The organism is Agaribacillus sp. DX54 (genome assembly GCF_056858335.1).
In genome coordinates, this window is the sequence record NZ_JBXEQE010000005.1 from 130,617 (window position 1) to 148,815 (window position 18,199).

Genomic DNA, 18,199 nt, shown 5'->3' on the forward strand with positions numbered 1-18,199 from the left:
TCAAAATCATTCCGGATAATACTTGTCTTGATAATAATATAAGGTATATAACCTGAATTTAAACAGGTTATTAAATCCAATATTGGTTCTTGCCTCTTAAAATTTGTAAATTCGCTCCATGTATTATAGAAGAAAACTTTTGTTGAGTGTGCTGGAGGAATTTGGGGAGTCTTTGACCACCACCAGCCTCCAAAAGATCCTTTTCCTGGTGACAAGAAAGCAGGATAACAAATCGTTTGACTTCGTTCCCTATAAATTCGGTAGCTATTCATTTCAGGCCAACCAGGATTTGATGACATTGTCCAAAAAGGGTTTTCTTAAAGATACCAGTACCAGTAACGGTATTAAATGGATGCTAAAATCAAAGGATAAATTCTTTCAGCAGTTAAAGAAGGAGGAACAGTCGGCCATTAAAAGCACAAAAAGGGAAATTAAAGGCTTGACACAAAAAGAATTGGTTAAATACACCTATATACAATTTCCGTACTGGGCCATTAAAAGCCAGATAGCGGATGATATCCTTGATAAAAAGGAACTTGAAAAAGTGATTTCCCAAAAAAGAAATATAGATAAGCCCGGATTTTTTACTATTGGCTATGAGGGGGTAAGCTTGGAAAGTTATTTGAACAAGCTTATCATCAATGATGTGAAGCTTTTGTGTGATGTGAGGAAGAATCCGCTAAGTATGAAGTATGGCTTTTCAAAGAATCAACTTAAAAATGCCTGTGAGAGTATCGGTATTACCTATAAATATGTTCCGCAATTGGGTATAGATTCTGAAAAGCGTAATGGTCTGAAAACCATGAACGATTATAATAAGCTGTTTGACGAATATGAAAAAACCACGCTTGTTGAAAATCATGATTTTTTAATTCAAATATCCAATTTGGCCACAGAATATAAAAGAATGGCCATTACTTGTTTTGAGAAAGAAGCCTGCATGTGTCATAGAAGCATAGTGGCCAAATCACTGAAGGCATTGCCCTCGTGGAGCATCGAGCAAAAAAACCTATAAATGGCTAAGGAAAAAGTATTGATCACCGTTAAGACTTATCCTTCCATCTCAGGTAAGTACGATGAACTGGTGTGTACCGCCGGATTTAGATAGGATGGTAGCTGGGTAAGGATTTATCCGGTCCAATTCAGAAAAAAGGCATATACCCAACAATATTCCAAATACCAGTGGATAGAAATTGACTTGGTTAAAAATAAAAGCGACTTTAGAAAGGAAAGCTTCCGGCCGAGAACCCACGATACCGAAATCAGGATTATCGGAGAAATAAAACCGGATGGTGATGCTTGGAAAGACCGGCGCGAGATTGTGTTAAAAAAAGTCTACACCAACTTAAAAACACTGATATCAGAAGCTAAAAATGAAGAGATAGGTACTTCACTGGCAGTCTTTAAGCCTGCAGAAATACTTAAATTGGAGATAAAAAATACCAAACGGGAGTGGGATAAAGATAAATTGGAAAGACTAAGTCAGCTAAATTTGTTTGAAACCAAATCAGAGGGTAAATTGGAAGTGTTGAAGAAACTTCCGTATAAGTTTTCGTACAAGCTCAAAGATGAGACAGGAACTGAAAGCTCCATGATGATAGAAGATTGGGAAATTGGACAGCTATATTGGAACTCATTGAAACGGCATAAAGGGGATGAAAAGAAGGCCTGCCAGGATGTGCGCAAAAAATATATCGATGATTTTGCGAAAACCAAAGATAAGGGCGTTGCTTATACCGGACGCTTTGAGTTTTCCTAGCTTTTGTTCAACAAATCCCATATTTGCTTTTTAAACATTGTGGTTGGCTACTCATCTGTATTAACGAGTCAAAACCATGATCTGAAGATATCTATTGGATAGAACTAAAATACCTGCATAATTCCATTATATGACCTGATAATGCTGATCATAAATCGGCATTTATATGTTGTCTCACCCATATACCATCTCCACTCGCATCCATGTACGTTGCTTTTGGGGCCGCCTGGCCAACGCACCCTGCAATTCCCAGGATCGGAAATTGTTCGATTTTTTCATATATCTGGCGCGCAAAAATAATTGGCAAAGTATGGACAGTACTGCAACCATTGTATTAGTAATAGCGCTTTTCATCATCATGATTGGTATGGGATTGTCACTTATCGTGTACGATTTCAAACTTAAATTTCCCCCTGGCAGTATTTGTCGGTTTTCTTAACCAGATCATACTATTACCTGTCATTGGCTATATACTTATTGTCTTGCTGGATGTGGATACCAATATGGCTATGGGCATCATGATTCTGGCTGCGGTATATAGTCTGATTATGTATGCTACGGCCCTATTACCGGTCAGTATCGGTATCAAAAAAGCGAGAAAGCCAGAGGCAGATCTGTTTCAGGCTTGACCATCCTGCCACAAGTTACAAGGGTTGGATGCAGAGGGTACATATTGGCATGGCTCTGTACCCGGTAGCTCCCTTCCAAGCACAGGGGAGGAGATGGGTAGCGAGGCAGCAGGCTTCTCCGACGATAAGTAATGAAATCCGGCTTTTTACTTTGACTCATTGGGCTGAAACCTCACCCTGAGGTACTGTACTTTCGGATCCTGCTCAGAGGTGAGGGTAAAAAAGATGTCAATGTCACCGTTTTCTGCCAGGAGTTTATAACTCCCTCGTAGCTGGTTGAGTGGTTGTATGTCGCCTTCACTTTGAATAGCGCCGGCATTGTTCAGCACCTGTTGTATTTCTTGCCTTCGGTGCTCCCGTGATTGGTCCAGGTAAAAATTTTCTGCCATTATTTGTGCCTCCAGGTCTTTGTCCCAATGTTGGATGAACAAGGTGACCTGTTCCTGTCGCTTCAGCAGGATATCCGAAGGTGGAAGCTGGCGTGGCTGCAGGTTTGCGCTGTCGAACAGCAGGTTGATGACCTCCCTGGTGGGCCAGGGGGAGGTGTAGGTTAGGTTGCCGAAGGCCATAATGCCTACGCCGTAATCAGGGAAAAAGGAGTAGTTGCTGCCGAAGCCCGGGAGGGCACCACCATGGGACACCCGTTTAATACCCTGGCAATCTTCGCTGATGCCCAAACCATAACCGTAGCCAGACATGATCGGGCACGGCTCCCCTTCCATGTCTTTGGCCTCGGCATAGAGACGCGTAAATTGAGGACTGTGCATTTCCCGAAGGGTGCTGCGTTTTACCGGTCCTTGATCGTCATCACTTCTGGGTGGCCAGGCGGACAGGTGCAAGCTGACATATTTGCTGAAGTCCTCGATAGAAGTGATCAGTCCGCCCATGGCGCCAAAGGAGCCATCGTGAAGCATAGGTTCCAGCTTCCATTGGTCTTCTTCCCAACGGTATCCTATAGCTAGTTGGTCTTTGGCCACGCTGTCATATTCCCAGTAAGTGTGGTCCATGCCCAGTGGCTGCAGGAGTTGCTCCCGGATATATTGTTGGTAGGGCATACCGGCAACACGTGAGATAATGCCGCCCAGCAGGGCGTAGCCGGTGTTGCTGTACTCATACTGGTAGGAGGGGGGATTTGAAAAGGATAGACCTTCAGCGATAAGGCCATTCAGCATTTCTTCCGGTTCGTTCAACTGGCGGTCACCCCAGGGATTGTCTTCGGGGAGGCCGGCAGTCATTGTCAGCAGGTTTTCAATGTCAATGGTGGGAGCGTCGGCGGTGGGGTAGGTCAGGCTGTCCATCTCGGGGATGTAGTCGGCCACTGGATCGCTGAGGGACAGTTTTCCTTCATCACGCAATTTCAGGACGGCCATGGCGGTAAAGCTTTTTGTCATGGAGGCAATACGAAAGGCTGACCGGGTAGTGACAGGGCGTTTGTTTTCCAGGTCTGAAAGGCCATTGCCAGAAGCCACCACCAGTTGATCGTCGACAACGATCCCGTAGGCGACGCCGGGTATGTGGGTGGCCTGGATATGCGCTTCTACCATTTGTTTTATTTGAGGTGCCAGGTTTTTGATTCTTTTTATGCGGTCATCCTTTGCAAAGGCATGCGGCTTATAGGTATCTGAAATTACCGGGGAGGATTTTGAAAGATTTCGGTGGGCGGGAGGCTCCTTGGGACTGCAGGAGATCAGGATGCCGGCTATAGCGCAGTAGCCTGTAAGCCAGTTGATAAGTCGCAAGGCTGCTGTCACCCGGATTGGTTGAGGGTAGCTGTCAGAATTTTTATTCATAGTATAACCTGTTAAGATTTCGTTGGAGTTTATAGCAAGGTATTCATAAAGGTAGCGATAAGTTGTTTTGAATCAAACCAGTTCAGCCGGCACATTCCCCTTGCCCACTCCGCTCGTTTATACATGGCTTGTACCTTGTTAATGAATTTTATCAATAAACCAAGACATATAATATGCTAAAATATTTATACAGAATAATAGCTCCAAAACATCCCGGAGGCTGGATTGATGTTTTTCATGAATCCTATGACAACCATGGCGTATACGTTGGGAAAATCTTCACCAACGGAATGAGTCGGTGGAATTTAAATGATTTGGAAATAATCGATGTTCCTAACGAACTGGCAGGTTATGCTCATGGACTTATCTATGAATTTACCGGTTACATGAAGAATCACAAGCCGTTTTTCTTAATTAATGGTAAACAATGGGCATTTAAAGTGGCGGTATTTATATTGCCATTTGATCAATTTCATTAAGCACTGCTTGGACGGACCTGTTTTTTTGTTCAATTTCGCGATCATATTTGTCCGTATCTTCTTGTAGGGCCTGGAGAATCAGGATATAGATCTCTTGCCGCAGTCTTGTGTAGATGAACAGCTTGTTGATATATTCTTCGTAAGGTTCTTCGAGCTCATATTGTTGTATTTCTTCCAGCAGTTGTAAATTTAAATTCCAGTAGAGAATACCTTCATCCTTTACCGCCTTTACCAAATCTTCGGTAGATGTTTGAGGTTCCAGGCCATAAAATTTCAACGCCTTTTCTTCATTTTGGTATATCTGCTCCAATTTTTGCTTGACTTCCCTGTCAGCTTGGCCTGAATCTCCCGGTGCCATAAAGTAGTAAAGTACCACCACAGCCACGATGACAAGCATCCACAACAATCCGATCCCTGTGGCTTTCCAGTTCGACTGGAATTGCCCGCCGGATTCTTTGTGGCTCTTAAGGTTTTTGCCTTGGACTGATTCCACTATGGCATAGATGATAGCGGTATAGATTGCTGGAAGAAGCTGGTTAGGGATTTTGTCGACAATGTTATCAGGAAGCATGAATAACAATGAAAAAATTACCGTTGTAATAACGATTCCGAGGATGATGGAGACCAAACCTTCACGCTCTTTGACTAAGCTTATGAAGTTCTGACGGATAAGATAGCCAGCAGCAAGGGGCCCTCCGAAAAATGTAGCTATGGCAATACCTTTTTGTGAAAAAAGTTTTTTTGAATTTGTTTCCTTCATGAAATGTAAGTATTAATTCTACAGGCAAATTAAAAAACTGATTTTAACCGTCAATTCATATGCCTTTTTCAAATATTTCTTACGGACGTGAGCGGCTGGCTATTTTTCCCTTTAGTAAAGAAACGACATGTGCGTTTACAAATTTCTTGCCTGACGCTGTGAATATTGTGGTATTAATCACACAGACTGTTATGTTTTTTAATGCTGCACGTATTGTATTAAACAGATTTGATCAAATAGAAACAAACAAATAATGTTATGAAAACTCTTATCTTCACCACCATACTGATACTATCCTTTTTTGTTGGCAAAGCCCAAAATACCAATCCGGCGCTTGTGGGTCGTATACATGAAATGTTGAAAGATTGCTCCTACTTTGAAGTCACAGAAGACATGTTTAATACGTTGGCTGAAGATGAGCGATATCAACATGAGGAGGAAATGGCATATTTGAAAAAAATTAAATTCCTGATATTTGTAGAATGCCCACCCGACCGGAAGATGTTTCATGATGACTTCATCTCAAATGCTGAACTTAAGGGTTTCAAAATTATGATGAGATCCAAATCTGCTCATGAGCAGTTTACATTTTACCGCAAAAGCGTGAACGATTTAAAAGAATATCTTCTATTGCATGATAGAGTCCTGTCTTATATTGTTACCAGCTTAAATATATCTACCATAAACGAGCTATCAGGCATTATGAATATGGCAGGAGGTCTTGGGCAAGGATAAAAAACGCTGACTGCTTTTTTGGGCCTTTTCGTCAATGCTTGCCTTCAGCGACTGAAGGCATCTACAAGGATAATCTTTTTTATAACCCACTATCATCAGGATTCGTTCTAAATCGATACCCAATGAAATTTTATTTAGATTTATGCCATATGACCTTGCGGTGTGCTGCACCTTTGAAATTGATATCTTCACCAAAGCGGTGATGCTCGGGCATGCCGATAAAGGAAATAGAATTAACTGATTTATGGACACCTTGTGGTACATACCTGGATATCATCTATAAAGTAAAAGCGCTGCTCAGGAGAGCTTGGCGAATCTATATTTCCTGCCCATTCGTTCTCAGAGTTCCCTGCAATAGCAAAATAATTGATCCCTTCAATCCATGATTCGGCGCTATCCATCTTCCACGGGATATTTGTACGACCACCCAATCTGGTGCCGTCATAGTAAACTTCGAGTACTCCATCACCGACACCCGGGGAGGAATTCATGACCATATGGACTTCAAGCTTATGCCAGTTACCATCTCCAAAATTTGTACTCCAATCTGAAACGTTAGAAGGGGCGTCCGGATTTATTAAATGATCCCATACCTCATCATAAGTACCGCATCTATAAGTAACATTACAACGGGTAGATAGCCTGATACGTGTGGGCTTTGCATCATGATGAACAACATTCATTATAAAGATGCCGTCGGTAGTACGTCCTAAACCATTATTATTCTTTTCATTGCTGTTTTTGACATTGAAAACACTTGTACCGGATACAGGTATGGTTCCTGAGATTTAAGTTTTTCTTTATGATTATTCTTTTTTTTCATTTTCGTAGGCATATCTGCAAACAAGCCACGGCGCCAGCTTACCCGAAAAAATCTTAATGTAAAATTTCATTCCAGGTACTATGTGTTATCTGTATTTTGAATACCATTTAAAACTTTTTTTAAGGATGCCCTTCTTCTCTGTCCTTAAAAAATCCAGGAAAGCGGCCGCTACAGGTGACAGCTTTTTGCTTTTCAGCCAGATCAGCCTCCATTCGGTAGTGATCGGCAGCTTTTTCGATGGAATAATATGAAGTTCTTTCTTCTGAAGCTCATTTTGTATCCCTATCAGGGGCATAATAGAATATCCCAAACCGGCAATTACAGCTTGTTTTACGGCTTCATTGGAAGTGAGTTCTATCCTTTTCCTGTGATGGCCTTTTGCCGTCATAAAATATTTTTCCATCGCCATTCTGGTAGCCGATCCCTTTTCACGGTAGATCAATGGCTTGTTTTGTTGTTTTATGGCATTGTTACCTACAAGGAACAGCTTGTTTTCAATCAGGATTTCCTGTGCCACATCGATATCGTCGGGTAGTATGGAAACAACCGCAAAATCTGTTTCATTCCTTTTCAGGCTCTCCGTTACTGCGGTTTTGTTGGTTACATCCAGCACTAAATCAATACCGGTATGCTTTTCCAGAAACCCTGATAAAAAGTAAGGGATGACGTATTTTCCGGTAGAAGCCGATGAAAGCTTTAATTTGCCGGTCAGCACACCCTGATAAGCATGCGTTTTGTAGTTTATGGCATTGGCTTCATGAATCACCCTTTCTGAAATCCTGGCAATTTCCTGGCCGAATTCAGTGATATATAACTTTTTACCCACCACTTCTGTGAGCGGAGTATCGAACTGGCTCTGGAGGTTTTTTAACTGAATGGAAACAGCCGGTTGTGTCATATAAAGCCCTTCGGCAGCTTTGGTGATGCTGCCGGCCTGTACCACGTTGAGGAATATTTGGAGTTGGTGTAAAGTATAATTCATAAAAAAAGTTTATGTATATAATAGTAAATATAAATAATAATTTATGAATCATCCTGTTTACCTTTGTCCCTAAAAAATAAAGAAAATTATTATGACGAAAATCACGGTTGCAAAGGGAGACGGCATCGGTCCTGAAATCATGGATGCCACGCTCAAGATTTTGAAAGAAGCAGATGCAAAGCTTGATATTGAGCACATTGAGATTGGGGAAAAAGTCTATCTGGAAGGGCATAGTTCAGGCATAGCGCCGGCGTCCTGGGAATCGTTGCGTAGAACCAAAGTGTTTCTGAAAGCGCCCATCACAACCCCGCAGGGAGGTGGTTTCAAGAGCCTTAATGTGACTACACGCAAAACCCTGGGACTATATGCCAACGTCAGGCCTTGTATCTCTTATCACCCCTACGTAGCCACCAAACATCCGGTCATGGATGTGGTAATCATCAGAGAAAACGAAGAAGATCTGTATGCCGGCATAGAGCATCAGCAAACCGATGAAGTCACGCAATGCCTCAAGCTGATCACCAAGCCGGGCACTGAAAAGATCATCCGCTTTGCTTTTGAATATGCGAAGGCTTACGGACGAAAAAAAGTGACCTGCTTCACCAAAGACAATATTATGAAGCTCACTGACGGATTGTTTCACAAAACCTTTGACAAGGTGGCTGAGGAATATCCTGATCTGGAAAGCGAGCACTGGATTGTGGACATAGGGTCGGCCAAGCTGGCTGATACCCCTGAAAATTTCGATGTGATCGTGATGCCGAATTTATACGGAGACATTCTCTCAGATGTTGCCGCCCAGATCACAGGTTCTGTTGGTCTTGGTGGGAGCGCCAATATCGGAGCCGACTATGCCATGTTCGAAGCCATCCATGGTTCAGCACCCCGCAGAGCCGGGCAGGATATGGCCAACCCATCGGGATTGCTCCTGGGAGCCATTCAAATGCTGGTATACATTGGCCAGGCCGATGTAGCGGAAAGAGTACATAATGCCTGGTTGAAAACACTGGAAGATGGTATTCATACTTATGATCTTTTTAAGGAAGGAGTAAGCACACAAAAGGTTGGTACTTCGGGTTTTACTGATGCCATAATCGAGAGACTGGGGCAAAATCCGGAAAACCTCAAACCTGTTAGCTATAGTTCGGGAAGCAACCAACGCATACAGGGAAGCTTCACGACCCCGGTACCAGCCAAAAAAGAATTGGTAGGCGTGGATATTTTTCTGCACTGGAATGGCGAAAGCCGTGATCCCAATGTCCTTGGCGACATCCTGAGCCAGTTCAAATCCGGCCCCTTTGAAATCCGGCTGATTACTAACCGTGGGGTAAAAGTTTACCCGGAGGGATTACCCGAAACCTTCTGCACCGATCACTGGAGATGCCGTTTTACTTCTGAGAAAATGGATAGAGCCGGGGATTACAGCCATGTCATCGAAATAAGCCAAATGATTTCGGATGCAGGACTTGATATCATAAAAACCGAAAACCTTTGCCGGTTTGACGGGGAAATAACTTTTTCCCTGGGGCAGGGGCAGTAAAGTTGTCGCTCTTTGCAATATAAGAGCGACTACATTCTGTTAAAGGCGGAAGGCTGTTTGAAGAATAAGTCAAAAAATAGGCTGATGGTGCGAAAACTTTATCTTTCCTAACGCAAGCGTCCCGTGCGTGTTGCACAACTTAAGCATGTGCCTGTATTTTTATTTTACAGGTGAAAGCCTCTGTGTCTCTTTGTGTCTTGGTGCCTTCGTGGTGAAAAATGGTTAACCACAAAGGCACCAAGACACAAAGAAATTTTGTCTACCGATGTCTGCAGCCTGTCCGAAAATTGCCAGTAGTAAAATACCCGTATCCAACTTGTTTCATATTATAGAAAAAATTGAATCCGGGATGAAGCTTGTTTATGATTTGTATCCAGGGAATATGGTTGAAACTTAAAAAAAATCCTAATTATTTGATTTTCAAATGATTAGGATTTAAAACTGCGGTCCGGACGGGACTCGAACCCGCGACCTCCTGCGTGACAGGCAGGCATTCTAACCAACTGAACTACCGGACCCTAAAAACCGGAAACTGTAACCGCCAAATTTTTGCTACGCATGCCCCACAGTTTCAGCTTAGGAGGTGCAAATTTAGTAGCATTCATATTTATTTCCAAAGCCTTTTGGCAAATATTTCCTGAAAAATATTTTACCCATTTTTTTTTCCGCTTTTTAATCAAAATTGTTTTTACTTTGATCAGCCGGTTGATCGATTAACATCGTCCCCGGGAGGATAAATCATGGATAAACTTCCATAAATGGATTAAAATTTTAAATTTGTAATATAAACCAAACAGGAGATGCTCTTGGATTTTGAGAAACCTATAGCAGAGCTGGAAGAGAAGCTGTTAAGCATGAAGCAACTGGCCGATGAAAACAAGGTGGACGTTACAGAGGCCGTTAAATCACTTGAAGATAAAATCAATAGCCTGAAAAAAGAAACCTTTGATAACCTTACCAGGTGGCAAAGGGTGCAATTATCCAGGCATGCAGACCGCCCCTACACCCTGGACTATATTTATGCTATTACTGACGACTTTATCGAATTGCACGGAGACCGGCATGTGAAGGATGACAAGGCCATGGTAGGGGGATTTGCCACTATCGACAAACAGACTTTCATGTTAATAGGTCAGCAAAAAGGAAGAAATACAAAGCAAAGACAAATGCGAAATTTTGGGATGGCCAATCCCGAAGGCTACAGAAAAGCTTTGCGCCTGATGAAACTGGCAGAAAAATTTGATAAGCCCATTGTTACTTTTATTGATACACCTGGCGCTTATCCGGGTTTGGAGGCAGAGCAGCGGGGGCAGGCTGAGGCCATCGCCAGGAATCTCCGGGAAATGTTTATGTTAAAAGTGCCTGTCATATGCGTGATTATAGGCGAAGGGGCTTCCGGCGGGGCATTGGGTATCGCTATTGGCGACCGGGTACTGATGCTCGAAAATACTTGGTATTCAGTGATTTCCCCGGAGAACTGTTCAACGATATTATGGCGAAACTGGGACCACAAAGAAGCAGCCGCTGAAGCACTTAAGCTTACTGCCAGGGATATGCTTGACTTCAAATTAATAGACGGTATCGTCAAAGAGCCTCTTGGGGGTGCCCATATGGATCCCCAGGCCATGTACCGAATTATGAAAAAGGAAATACTAAAACAGTATAAAGAACTCAGTAAAATCTCTGCAGAGGAACGGATCGCCAAGCGGATTGAAAAGTTTTCTGCCATGGGTGAGGTGAAATAATGGTTGTGGGGCTGTTAGAAAAACCACCTGATTGAATTGATGGTAGCGATTGTCGGTATTTCCATTGCCTTTTTTCTTAACAATTGGCAGGAAGATAACAGGAACAAGTCTTATTCCAGTTACTATTTTTTGGATAAAAAACATAAGTCCTATGTCAAATCCCTCGAAAAGGCACAAGCATTCATCAACAACTTACAAAAGGCATTATCAGACGCATGAATTTATATGTTATCAACACCGGATTTTTCAAACTGGATGGCGGCGCCATGTTTGGCGTAGTGCCCAAAACGCTTTGGCAAAGGACTAACCCGGCCGATGAGAATAATCTTTGTACCTGGGCCATGCGCTGTCTGTTGATTGAAGATGGTGATCGAGCCATCCTGATTGATAATGGAATAGGTGATAAGCAGGATCAGAAATTTTTTAGTCACTACTACCTGCATGGCGATGACAGCCTTGCCAAATCCCTGCGACAGGCAGGTTTTGATCACAAGGACATTACCGATATGTTTCTGACCCATCTGCATTTTGATCATTGCGGTGGAGGGGTCGTATATGACAGGGGGGCTGACAAGTATCAGGTGACTTTTGAGCACGCAAAATACTGGTCTAACCAACAACATTGGGAATGGGCTACCCATCCTAATGCCCGTGAAAAAGCAAGTTTTCTGAAAGAGAACATACTACCGGTACAAGAGCAGGGACATTTGGAGTTCATCGAAGCGAGTCAATTGAGCCCTTTCGATAACCTGGATATTATTTATATGGATGGTCACACAGAGAAACAAATGTTGCCAAAGATCCGGTACAAGGATAAGACCATTGTCTTTGTAGCTGATTTGATTCCCTCTGCCAGTCATGTGCCGATTCCTTATATCATGGGTTTTGATGTACGGCCATTAGAAACAGTGAAAGAGAAAACAGATTTTTTGCAGGAAGCTTATGAAAATGATTACATTTTATTTTTTGAACATGATCCCGTGGTCGAATGTTGTAACCTGAAAATGACAGAAAAAGGCATTCGGGTCAATGAGACTTTTGCATTAAAAGATATTTTATAACAGCATGCGGATAGGACTGGTATTATCAGGCGGCGGTGCCCGTGGCATTGCACATATTGGCATTATTAAAGCACTCAGGGAAAGGGGGGTAAACTTTGCTGCCATTTCAGGTACCAGTGCTGGCGCGGTTGTGGGGGCCATGCACTGTTATGGTTATGACGCTGATGAAATGTTGGAGATCGTTATAAAAACCAGTTTTCTGAAACACATGCGACCGGCTTTGGCCAGGACCGGATTGTTGAGAATTGAAAACCTGAAAGATATTTTTTTAAAATATATGCCGGAAAATGATTTTGAGTCACTAAAAACCCCGTTGACTGTAGCCGCGACAGAGCTCAAAAAAGGGCTGACCACATTTTTTTCAGAAGGGGAACTGATCACTCCGGTGCTGGCCTCATGCTGCGTGCCGGTGCTTTTTAATCCGGTAAAGTACCAGGGTGGTACTTATGTGGATGGTGGTATCCTGAATAACCTGCCCGTGGAGCCTATACGTGATAAAGTGGATTTTATCATAGGGTGTCACAGCAATCCTATCGATGATGATTTTGATGTTAAAAATGTGAAAGTTCTCATTGAAAGAAGCCTTTTGATGGCCATCAACGGCAACACTCAAAAAAGAAAAGAAATGTGTAACTTACTTATCGAACCCCCGGGTCTGAAAAAATATGCTGGCTCCGAATTAAGCAAGGCACGCGAACTATTTGATGTAGGATACCAATTTACCAGGGAGAATTTTGACGAATTTAATATCCCTAAAAGTTAACCCAAATTAAAAAATGACAGTTATTACCGAGAAAAACTTTGCCGAGCTGATTCTCCAGGGTATCCCTGATGAGTTACCTGCTCCCAAAGATTTTGATGAAAAGCTAAACCACGCACCGGTGCGTAAGGATATTCTGGGTGTTCCGGGGAAAAAGCTGGCCGTAAAAAATGCCTTGCGCTATTTCCCTGAAAAACACCATGTGACGCTGGGGCTTGAGTTTGCTGAAGAGCTGGAGAAGTATGGTCGCATCTACATGTATCGCTTCCGGCCTGATTATAACATGCACGCCAGGCCAATCGATGCCTATCCTCATCAATCAAAGAAAGCCGCAGCCATTATGATGATGATCCAGAATAACCTGGATCCGGCAGTGGCACAACACCCGCATGAACTGATTACCTATGGCGGTAACGGCGCGGTTTTTCAGAACTGGGCGCAATACCTGCTTACGATGCAATACCTGGCCACTATGACCGATGAACAAACATTGCATATGTATTCCGGGCACCCAATGGGGCTTTTTCCCGCTGGTAAACATGCCCCCCGGGTGGTGGTGACCAACGGTATGATGATCCCTAACTACTCGAAGCCTGACGATTGGGAAAGATACAATGCCCTTGGCGTGACACAATATGGGCAGATGACGGCCGGTTCGTACATGTATATCGGCCCGCAGGGCATAGTTCATGGAACCACCATCACCTTGTTGAATGCAGGCAGAAAAATTACTACAGATAAGGAGGGACTTGCCGGTAAGTTGTTTGTGTCTTCAGGATTGGGTGGCATGAGCGGGGCACAACCCAAGGCAGGCAATATTGCAGGCTGCATATCGGTTATTGCTGAGGTGAACCCCAAAGCGGTTCATACCAGGCATTCCCAGGGTTGGGTAGATGAGGTAATTGAGGACATCAATCAACTGGTCAAACGTGTCAAACAAGCCAGGACCAAAAAAGAGGTGGTGTCGCTGGCCTATCTGGGAAATGTGGTGGAGGTTTGGGAAAAGTTTGATGAGAAAGGCATTTATGTGGATTTAGGTTCCGACCAGACTTCATTGCATAACCCCTGGGCAGGAGGATATTATCCTGCCGGTATTACTTTTGAGGAGGCCAATGAACTGATGGCTAAAAATCCCGCGCAATTCAAAGTGTCGGTACAGGAATCGTTGCGGAGGCAAACCAATGCCATTAACAAACACACAGAAAAAGGAACCTATTTTTTCGACTATGGCAATGCGTTTTTACTGGAAGCCTCGAGGGCAGGTGCAGAGGTTATGGCAGAGGATGGTATTAATTTCAGATATCCTTCTTACGTGCAGGATATCATGGGGCCGATGTGTTTTGATTATGGATTTGGCCCTTTCCGGTGGATCTGTTGCTCGGGTAAGGCGGCAGATTTGAAAAAAACAGATACCATGGCTGCCCGGGTTTTGCAGGCGATGATCAAGGAGGCGCCGGCGGAAATTCAACAGCAGATGGCTGATAACCTCCGGTGGATCAAGTCGGCCGGGATGAATAAACTGGTAGTGGGTTCGCAAGCGAGAATACTATATGCCGATGCCGAAGGAAGGATTAAGATCGCCCTGGCTTTTAACGAAGCCATCAAATCCGGAAAAATTGCTCCGGTGATTTTAGGCCGTGATCATCATGACGTGTCTGGCACCGATTCTCCATATCGTGAAACCTCAAATATTTATGACGGTTCCAGATTTACTGCCGATATGGCTGTTCATAATGTCATTGGCGATAGTTTCAGAGGCGCCAGTTGGGTGTCAATGCACAATGGGGGTGGTGTTGGTTGGGGTGAAGTGATTAATGGGGGATTTGGTATGTTGCTGGATGGTAGTAAGGAGGCCGAAGAAAACATCCGGAATATGTTGTTTTTCGATGTAAACAACGGTATTGCCAGAAGAAGCTGGGCCAGAAACAATGAAGCTCTTTTTACCGTTCAAAGGGAAATGCAGAAAAATCCCCTGCTTAAAGTCACCTTGCCCAATATTGCAGATGACAATTTGCTAAATAAAATATTTTAACCTAGACTTGGGAAATTTTCTTCTATGTTTAGAGCTTTCAGTAAACTGATGTTTAAGTGGATGGGTTGGGAAATTGAAGGGCACGCACCGCTGGATATTCCAAAATACATTGTAGTTATCGCTCCACACACCAGTAATTGGGACTTCATTATCGGTGTTTTGGCAAGAAGTATCGTGCGGTGGAGCAATGTAAAATACCTGGCCAAGAGGGAACTGTTTGTCTTTCCCTTTGGTATTTTCTTCCGGGCTACGGGCGGTTATCCTGTCAACCGGACAAAACACACCCGGCTGGTAGACAATGTAGTACAGCTTTTCAAAAATAAAGAAAAATTTGCCATTGCCATCACCCCCGAAGGAACCAGGAAGAAAGTTGACCGCCTTAAAACCGGATTTTATTATATCGCTTCCAAGGCCAGTATTCCCATGATCCTGGTGGGGTTTGATTACAAAAAAAAGAAAGTGATTATCACCGAACCCCTTTACGCCACCGGTGACCAGGAGCAAGATCTGGAAAAATTACTCACTTTTTTCAGAAGCATAACCGGCAAAGTTCCCGGAAAAGGCATCACCTGAATTATCTTGTTTAAACTTCGCCCCCGGCTATTTTCATGGTACGTTTCAACCATCCTCAGATGTCGTCTCTACTATCCCTGGCTTTTGTCTTCATTATCCTAAAACCCGGTCTCTACTATCTTCGGGCCCGGCTTCTTCTAGTTACAGACCTGGGTTAAGTTGAGCGAAGCCCGGCTTAAACCTAAAATCCATCGAAGCAAGAAACCAAGGATTTTCCACGCTACTTAAAGCACCGAACAAAACCACCACTATCAAAGTAACCCTTGCACAAATCAAAAATTATCCTTAACTTATTCATGACCGAATCTGCAAAATACCGACAACATGAACTTTATCATTTACAGGACCTCCAACCATGTAGATAAACCATGCGAAGAAGCCATTTTGAAAAAACACATACCGGAAAACCAGGGAGATTCGAGTGAAGGATGGACGGTAGAAATTAACTCCATTGAAGACCTGGTAGATTTTACCGATAAATACGGTAATATCATCATTAAGGGCCGGGATAGCTTCCACCCTGTGTCTTCTATTGAGATCTATGACGATTTCAGGGAATCGTAAGAAGAGTTAGCGGCAACTGCAACAGTTACAATGATGGTACTGCCACTACCGGGTAGCGTTGAATGGGTAGGGAAAGAAATTCAGTAAATAGTGTCAGTAAAGCTGATTTCTTAAAATTCTTCTTATCGTTTGGATCGTACTCCTGCTTACTTTATCCTGGTGTTTTTCAATAATTTGATTGACCGTTAGTCCGGCCTCCATGTCGTTGACCACAAAAACCCAATGGCTCAAAAACTCCGCATTCGGGGTTTGGTAGTCCAGGATTTTTCTTACAGTCTGTACGGTAGTTTTACTCGTTTGGCCCTGGTGGAGTTCAACGATCTCGTCAGTACTTAAACCTATCTTGATATCCTCCACGATCCTGGCGTAATCGCTCAGATATTTGGCATTGGCTTCCATCACCTGCAGCAAGGGATTACCGCTAAACTCGATTTTCCTGTGTTGTTTTTTTTGCTTTTGCAATTTACAAAGTGCATAGTTTCTGGCAATGTTATCACAGACCACCAGATCATCCGGGTTTAACTCAAACCATTCACCTTTTACCCGTTTGTGTTGAAAAACAACGTGTAGCGCTTCTTCCAACTCATCCATATTTAGCGCCATATATTGTCTGACTACCCTGAAAACAGCCGGCAAATGTGTAACGTAACCAGCCATCCGTTTTTGTAGATCCCGTGTTTTCCCTATTTTATATAAACGTTTACTCGTTTTAATAATGTAAACGCATTTACCTTCCTGCATGTCTTTTTAACCGTGGTACCACTTCAAAATTATCATTTTATTATGGTAGTTTATAGCGATCTTCCGGATAATGCCCGGGTTTTGCCGAATTTGGAACAACGCACTGTTAGCGAAGACATGTGATGCGCGTATCTATTCTCCGGTGGACGGAAAGTTTTTGAACAGGCTATCCATTTTTAATTTAAACTTGTTGCCTTTTTTACTTATATTCAACCTGTAAAACCTGAACCTCTTCATCTGAATTAAAAGCCATTTACATAGATCCTATCGCAGGCTCTGACTGGACTATGAAGGAAAAATACATTATAATATCACCGTGTTTTAATGAAGAAAAGGTCATTGCAACTTTTCTTGAAACGCTGGAAAACAAACTATCCTCGACAGAGCGGTTTTTTACGGTGGTTATGGTTGATGATGCATCGACCGATTCAACCCCCGAAATCCTCAGAAAGTTCAAATTTGCCTCTGCAGATTTTCAATTAAAAGTGATCCGCTTGAATTGCAACTCGGGGCATCAAGAGGCAATCCGGCAGGGGTTGATATATGCTCAAAGGATTGTAGACAATGTCAGTGGCATTGTGGTTATGGACTCCGATGGTGAAGATGATCCCAATGCCATTATTGAGCTTATAAAAATGAAAGACTTCGATATTGTTTTTGTTGCCCGTGGAAAGAGGCATGAAGGACTAAAATTTAAGCTGGGATATTTCTTTTACAAGATACTTTTCAAAACAATCATCGGCAGGAACTTTACTTTTGGCAACTATTCCCTGATCAGCCCCAAGGTATTGAATAGCTTATATACTCAAAAATACTTTCATTATGCCGCTTTTTTATCCAAACAGAAATTTGATATACAGCAGATTTTCTTCCAAAGGCAAAAAAGGATAGATGGCAAGTCCAAAATGAGTTACAAAAGCCTGGTCATTCATGGCCTTAAATCCATGATTGAGTATTCAGAGGAAATTCTGTTTTTTCTCATGAAATTCTTCTTGTTAATTTTTCTATTCCTGGTAAGTTTTGGCATATATATATTATATTCAAAATTTATATCTCACAAGGCGATCCTGGGTTGGGCCAGTTCATTGGGTGCTAATTTGGTTAATGCCTGTTTAATTATCATGAGCACCATCATTCTCGGCTTAATACTGTTATCCATCAAAAACTCCCTCCGGCAGGACAGCAACAATTATCACGAAATCAAATAAAACAGTCTTTGTCACCCT

19 protein-coding genes and 1 tRNA gene are annotated in these 18,199 nt (G+C 42.8%); 14 read left to right on the plus strand and 6 right to left on the minus strand.

Going from position 1 to position 18,199, the window contains the following annotated elements:
• Positions 1 to 118: 118 nt before the first annotated feature.
• The 3 genes from AC04NP_RS08065 (at position 119) to AC04NP_RS08075 (ending at position 2,388) form a co-directional block, all read left to right on the plus strand.
• Entirely contained in the window at positions 119 to 1,015 is an 897-nt protein-coding gene (locus AC04NP_RS08065; RefSeq protein WP_482859049.1) for a DUF488 domain-containing protein, read from the plus strand.
• 183 nt (positions 1,016 to 1,198) lie between these two features.
• Positions 1,199 to 1,759 (plus strand): hypothetical protein, encoded by a 561-nt coding sequence (locus tag AC04NP_RS08070; RefSeq protein WP_482859051.1) that lies wholly within the window; start codon positions 1,199 to 1,201, stop codon positions 1,757 to 1,759.
• A 362-nt stretch (positions 1,760 to 2,121) separates the two neighbouring features.
• Positions 2,122 to 2,388 (plus strand): hypothetical protein, encoded by a 267-nt coding sequence (locus tag AC04NP_RS08075; RefSeq protein WP_482859052.1) that lies wholly within the window; start codon positions 2,122 to 2,124, stop codon positions 2,386 to 2,388.
• A 146-nt stretch (positions 2,389 to 2,534) separates the two neighbouring features.
• Here AC04NP_RS08075 and AC04NP_RS08080 read toward each other — a convergent pair whose 3' ends face one another.
• Positions 2,535 to 4,178 carry a serine hydrolase domain-containing protein gene (locus tag AC04NP_RS08080; RefSeq protein ID WP_482859053.1) on the minus strand — a complete coding sequence of 548 codons (1,644 nt, stop codon included), beginning with the start codon at positions 4,176 to 4,178 and terminating at the stop codon, positions 2,535 to 2,537.
• 173 nt (positions 4,179 to 4,351) lie between these two features.
• Between AC04NP_RS08080 and AC04NP_RS08085 the strand changes: the two genes are divergently transcribed.
• Positions 4,352 to 4,657 carry a hypothetical protein gene (locus tag AC04NP_RS08085; protein WP_482859054.1) on the plus strand — a complete coding sequence of 102 codons (306 nt, stop codon included), beginning with the start codon at positions 4,352 to 4,354 and terminating at the stop codon, positions 4,655 to 4,657.
• Here AC04NP_RS08085 and AC04NP_RS08090 read toward each other — a convergent pair.
• Positions 4,629 to 5,417: a hypothetical protein gene (locus tag AC04NP_RS08090; RefSeq protein ID WP_482859055.1), complete on the minus strand. Its 789-nt coding sequence runs from the start codon at positions 5,415 to 5,417 to the stop codon at positions 4,629 to 4,631. The two genes, AC04NP_RS08085 and AC04NP_RS08090, sit on opposite strands and share 29 nt — an antisense overlap.
• 258 nt (positions 5,418 to 5,675) lie before the next feature.
• Here AC04NP_RS08090 and AC04NP_RS08095 point away from each other — a divergent pair, with 258 nt between their 5' ends.
• Complete coding sequence (locus tag AC04NP_RS08095; RefSeq protein WP_482859056.1) at positions 5,676 to 6,152, plus strand: hypothetical protein; 477 nt, start codon at positions 5,676 to 5,678, stop codon at positions 6,150 to 6,152.
• 242 nt (positions 6,153 to 6,394) lie between these two features.
• Here the strand turns inward: AC04NP_RS08095 and AC04NP_RS08100 are convergent, their stop codons facing one another.
• Complete coding sequence (locus AC04NP_RS08100) at positions 6,395 to 6,835, minus strand: hypothetical protein (protein ID WP_482859057.1); 441 nt, start codon at positions 6,833 to 6,835, stop codon at positions 6,395 to 6,397.
• Between the two features lie 225 nt (positions 6,836 to 7,060).
• Positions 7,061 to 7,957 (minus strand): LysR family transcriptional regulator, encoded by an 897-nt coding sequence (locus AC04NP_RS08105; protein ID WP_482859059.1) that lies wholly within the window; start codon positions 7,955 to 7,957, stop codon positions 7,061 to 7,063.
• Between the two features lie 91 nt (positions 7,958 to 8,048).
• On the opposite strand from AC04NP_RS08105, the gene AC04NP_RS08110 reads away from it, so the two are divergent.
• Positions 8,049 to 9,497, plus strand: a complete 1,449-nt coding sequence (locus AC04NP_RS08110) for an NADP-dependent isocitrate dehydrogenase (protein ID WP_482859060.1) — start codon at positions 8,049 to 8,051, stop codon at positions 9,495 to 9,497.
• Positions 9,498 to 9,941: 444 nt separating this feature from the next.
• Here the strand turns inward: AC04NP_RS08110 and AC04NP_RS08115 are convergent.
• A tRNA-Asp gene (locus AC04NP_RS08115) sits at positions 9,942 to 10,015 on the minus strand.
• 282 nt (positions 10,016 to 10,297) lie between these two features.
• On the opposite strand from AC04NP_RS08115, the gene AC04NP_RS08120 reads away from it, so the two are divergent.
• The 7 genes from AC04NP_RS08120 (at position 10,298) to AC04NP_RS08150 (ending at position 16,232) form a co-directional block, all read left to right on the plus strand.
• A complete protein-coding gene (locus AC04NP_RS08120; RefSeq protein ID WP_482859061.1) occupies positions 10,298 to 11,242 on the plus strand; it encodes an acetyl-CoA carboxylase carboxyltransferase subunit alpha in 945 nt (314 codons plus the stop codon).
• Between the two features lie 39 nt (positions 11,243 to 11,281).
• Positions 11,282 to 11,461 carry a hypothetical protein gene (locus AC04NP_RS08125; protein WP_482859063.1) on the plus strand — a complete coding sequence of 60 codons (180 nt, stop codon included), beginning with the start codon at positions 11,282 to 11,284 and terminating at the stop codon, positions 11,459 to 11,461.
• The gene (locus tag AC04NP_RS08130; RefSeq protein WP_482859064.1) at positions 11,458 to 12,303 is read left to right on the plus strand and encodes an MBL fold metallo-hydrolase; all 846 of its coding nucleotides are present in this window, start codon (positions 11,458 to 11,460) and stop codon (positions 12,301 to 12,303) included. The genes AC04NP_RS08125 and AC04NP_RS08130 overlap by 4 nt, the downstream gene beginning before the upstream one ends.
• 4 nt (positions 12,304 to 12,307) lie before the next feature.
• Positions 12,308 to 13,066 carry a patatin-like phospholipase family protein gene (locus AC04NP_RS08135; protein WP_482859066.1) on the plus strand — a complete coding sequence of 253 codons (759 nt, stop codon included), beginning with the start codon at positions 12,308 to 12,310 and terminating at the stop codon, positions 13,064 to 13,066.
• A 13-nt stretch (positions 13,067 to 13,079) separates the two neighbouring features.
• On the plus strand, positions 13,080 to 15,095 hold the full coding sequence (locus AC04NP_RS08140) for a urocanate hydratase (RefSeq protein ID WP_482859067.1): 2,016 nt from the start codon (positions 13,080 to 13,082) through the stop codon (positions 15,093 to 15,095).
• Positions 15,096 to 15,119: 24 nt separating this feature from the next.
• A complete protein-coding gene (locus AC04NP_RS08145; protein ID WP_482859069.1) occupies positions 15,120 to 15,668 on the plus strand; it encodes a 1-acyl-sn-glycerol-3-phosphate acyltransferase in 549 nt (182 codons plus the stop codon).
• Positions 15,669 to 15,992: 324 nt separating this feature from the next.
• Positions 15,993 to 16,232 carry a hypothetical protein gene (locus tag AC04NP_RS08150; protein WP_482859071.1) on the plus strand — a complete coding sequence of 80 codons (240 nt, stop codon included), beginning with the start codon at positions 15,993 to 15,995 and terminating at the stop codon, positions 16,230 to 16,232.
• A gap of 93 nt (positions 16,233 to 16,325) precedes the next feature.
• Here the strand turns inward: AC04NP_RS08150 and AC04NP_RS08155 are convergent, their stop codons facing one another.
• Complete coding sequence (locus AC04NP_RS08155; protein ID WP_482859072.1) at positions 16,326 to 16,973, minus strand: GIY-YIG nuclease family protein; 648 nt, start codon at positions 16,971 to 16,973, stop codon at positions 16,326 to 16,328.
• Positions 16,974 to 17,260: 287 nt separating this feature from the next.
• Between AC04NP_RS08155 and AC04NP_RS08160 the strand changes: the two genes are divergently transcribed.
• Positions 17,261 to 18,181, plus strand: a complete 921-nt coding sequence (locus AC04NP_RS08160; RefSeq protein ID WP_482859073.1) for a glycosyltransferase — start codon at positions 17,261 to 17,263, stop codon at positions 18,179 to 18,181.
• The last annotated feature ends 18 nt before the right edge of the window (positions 18,182 to 18,199 follow it).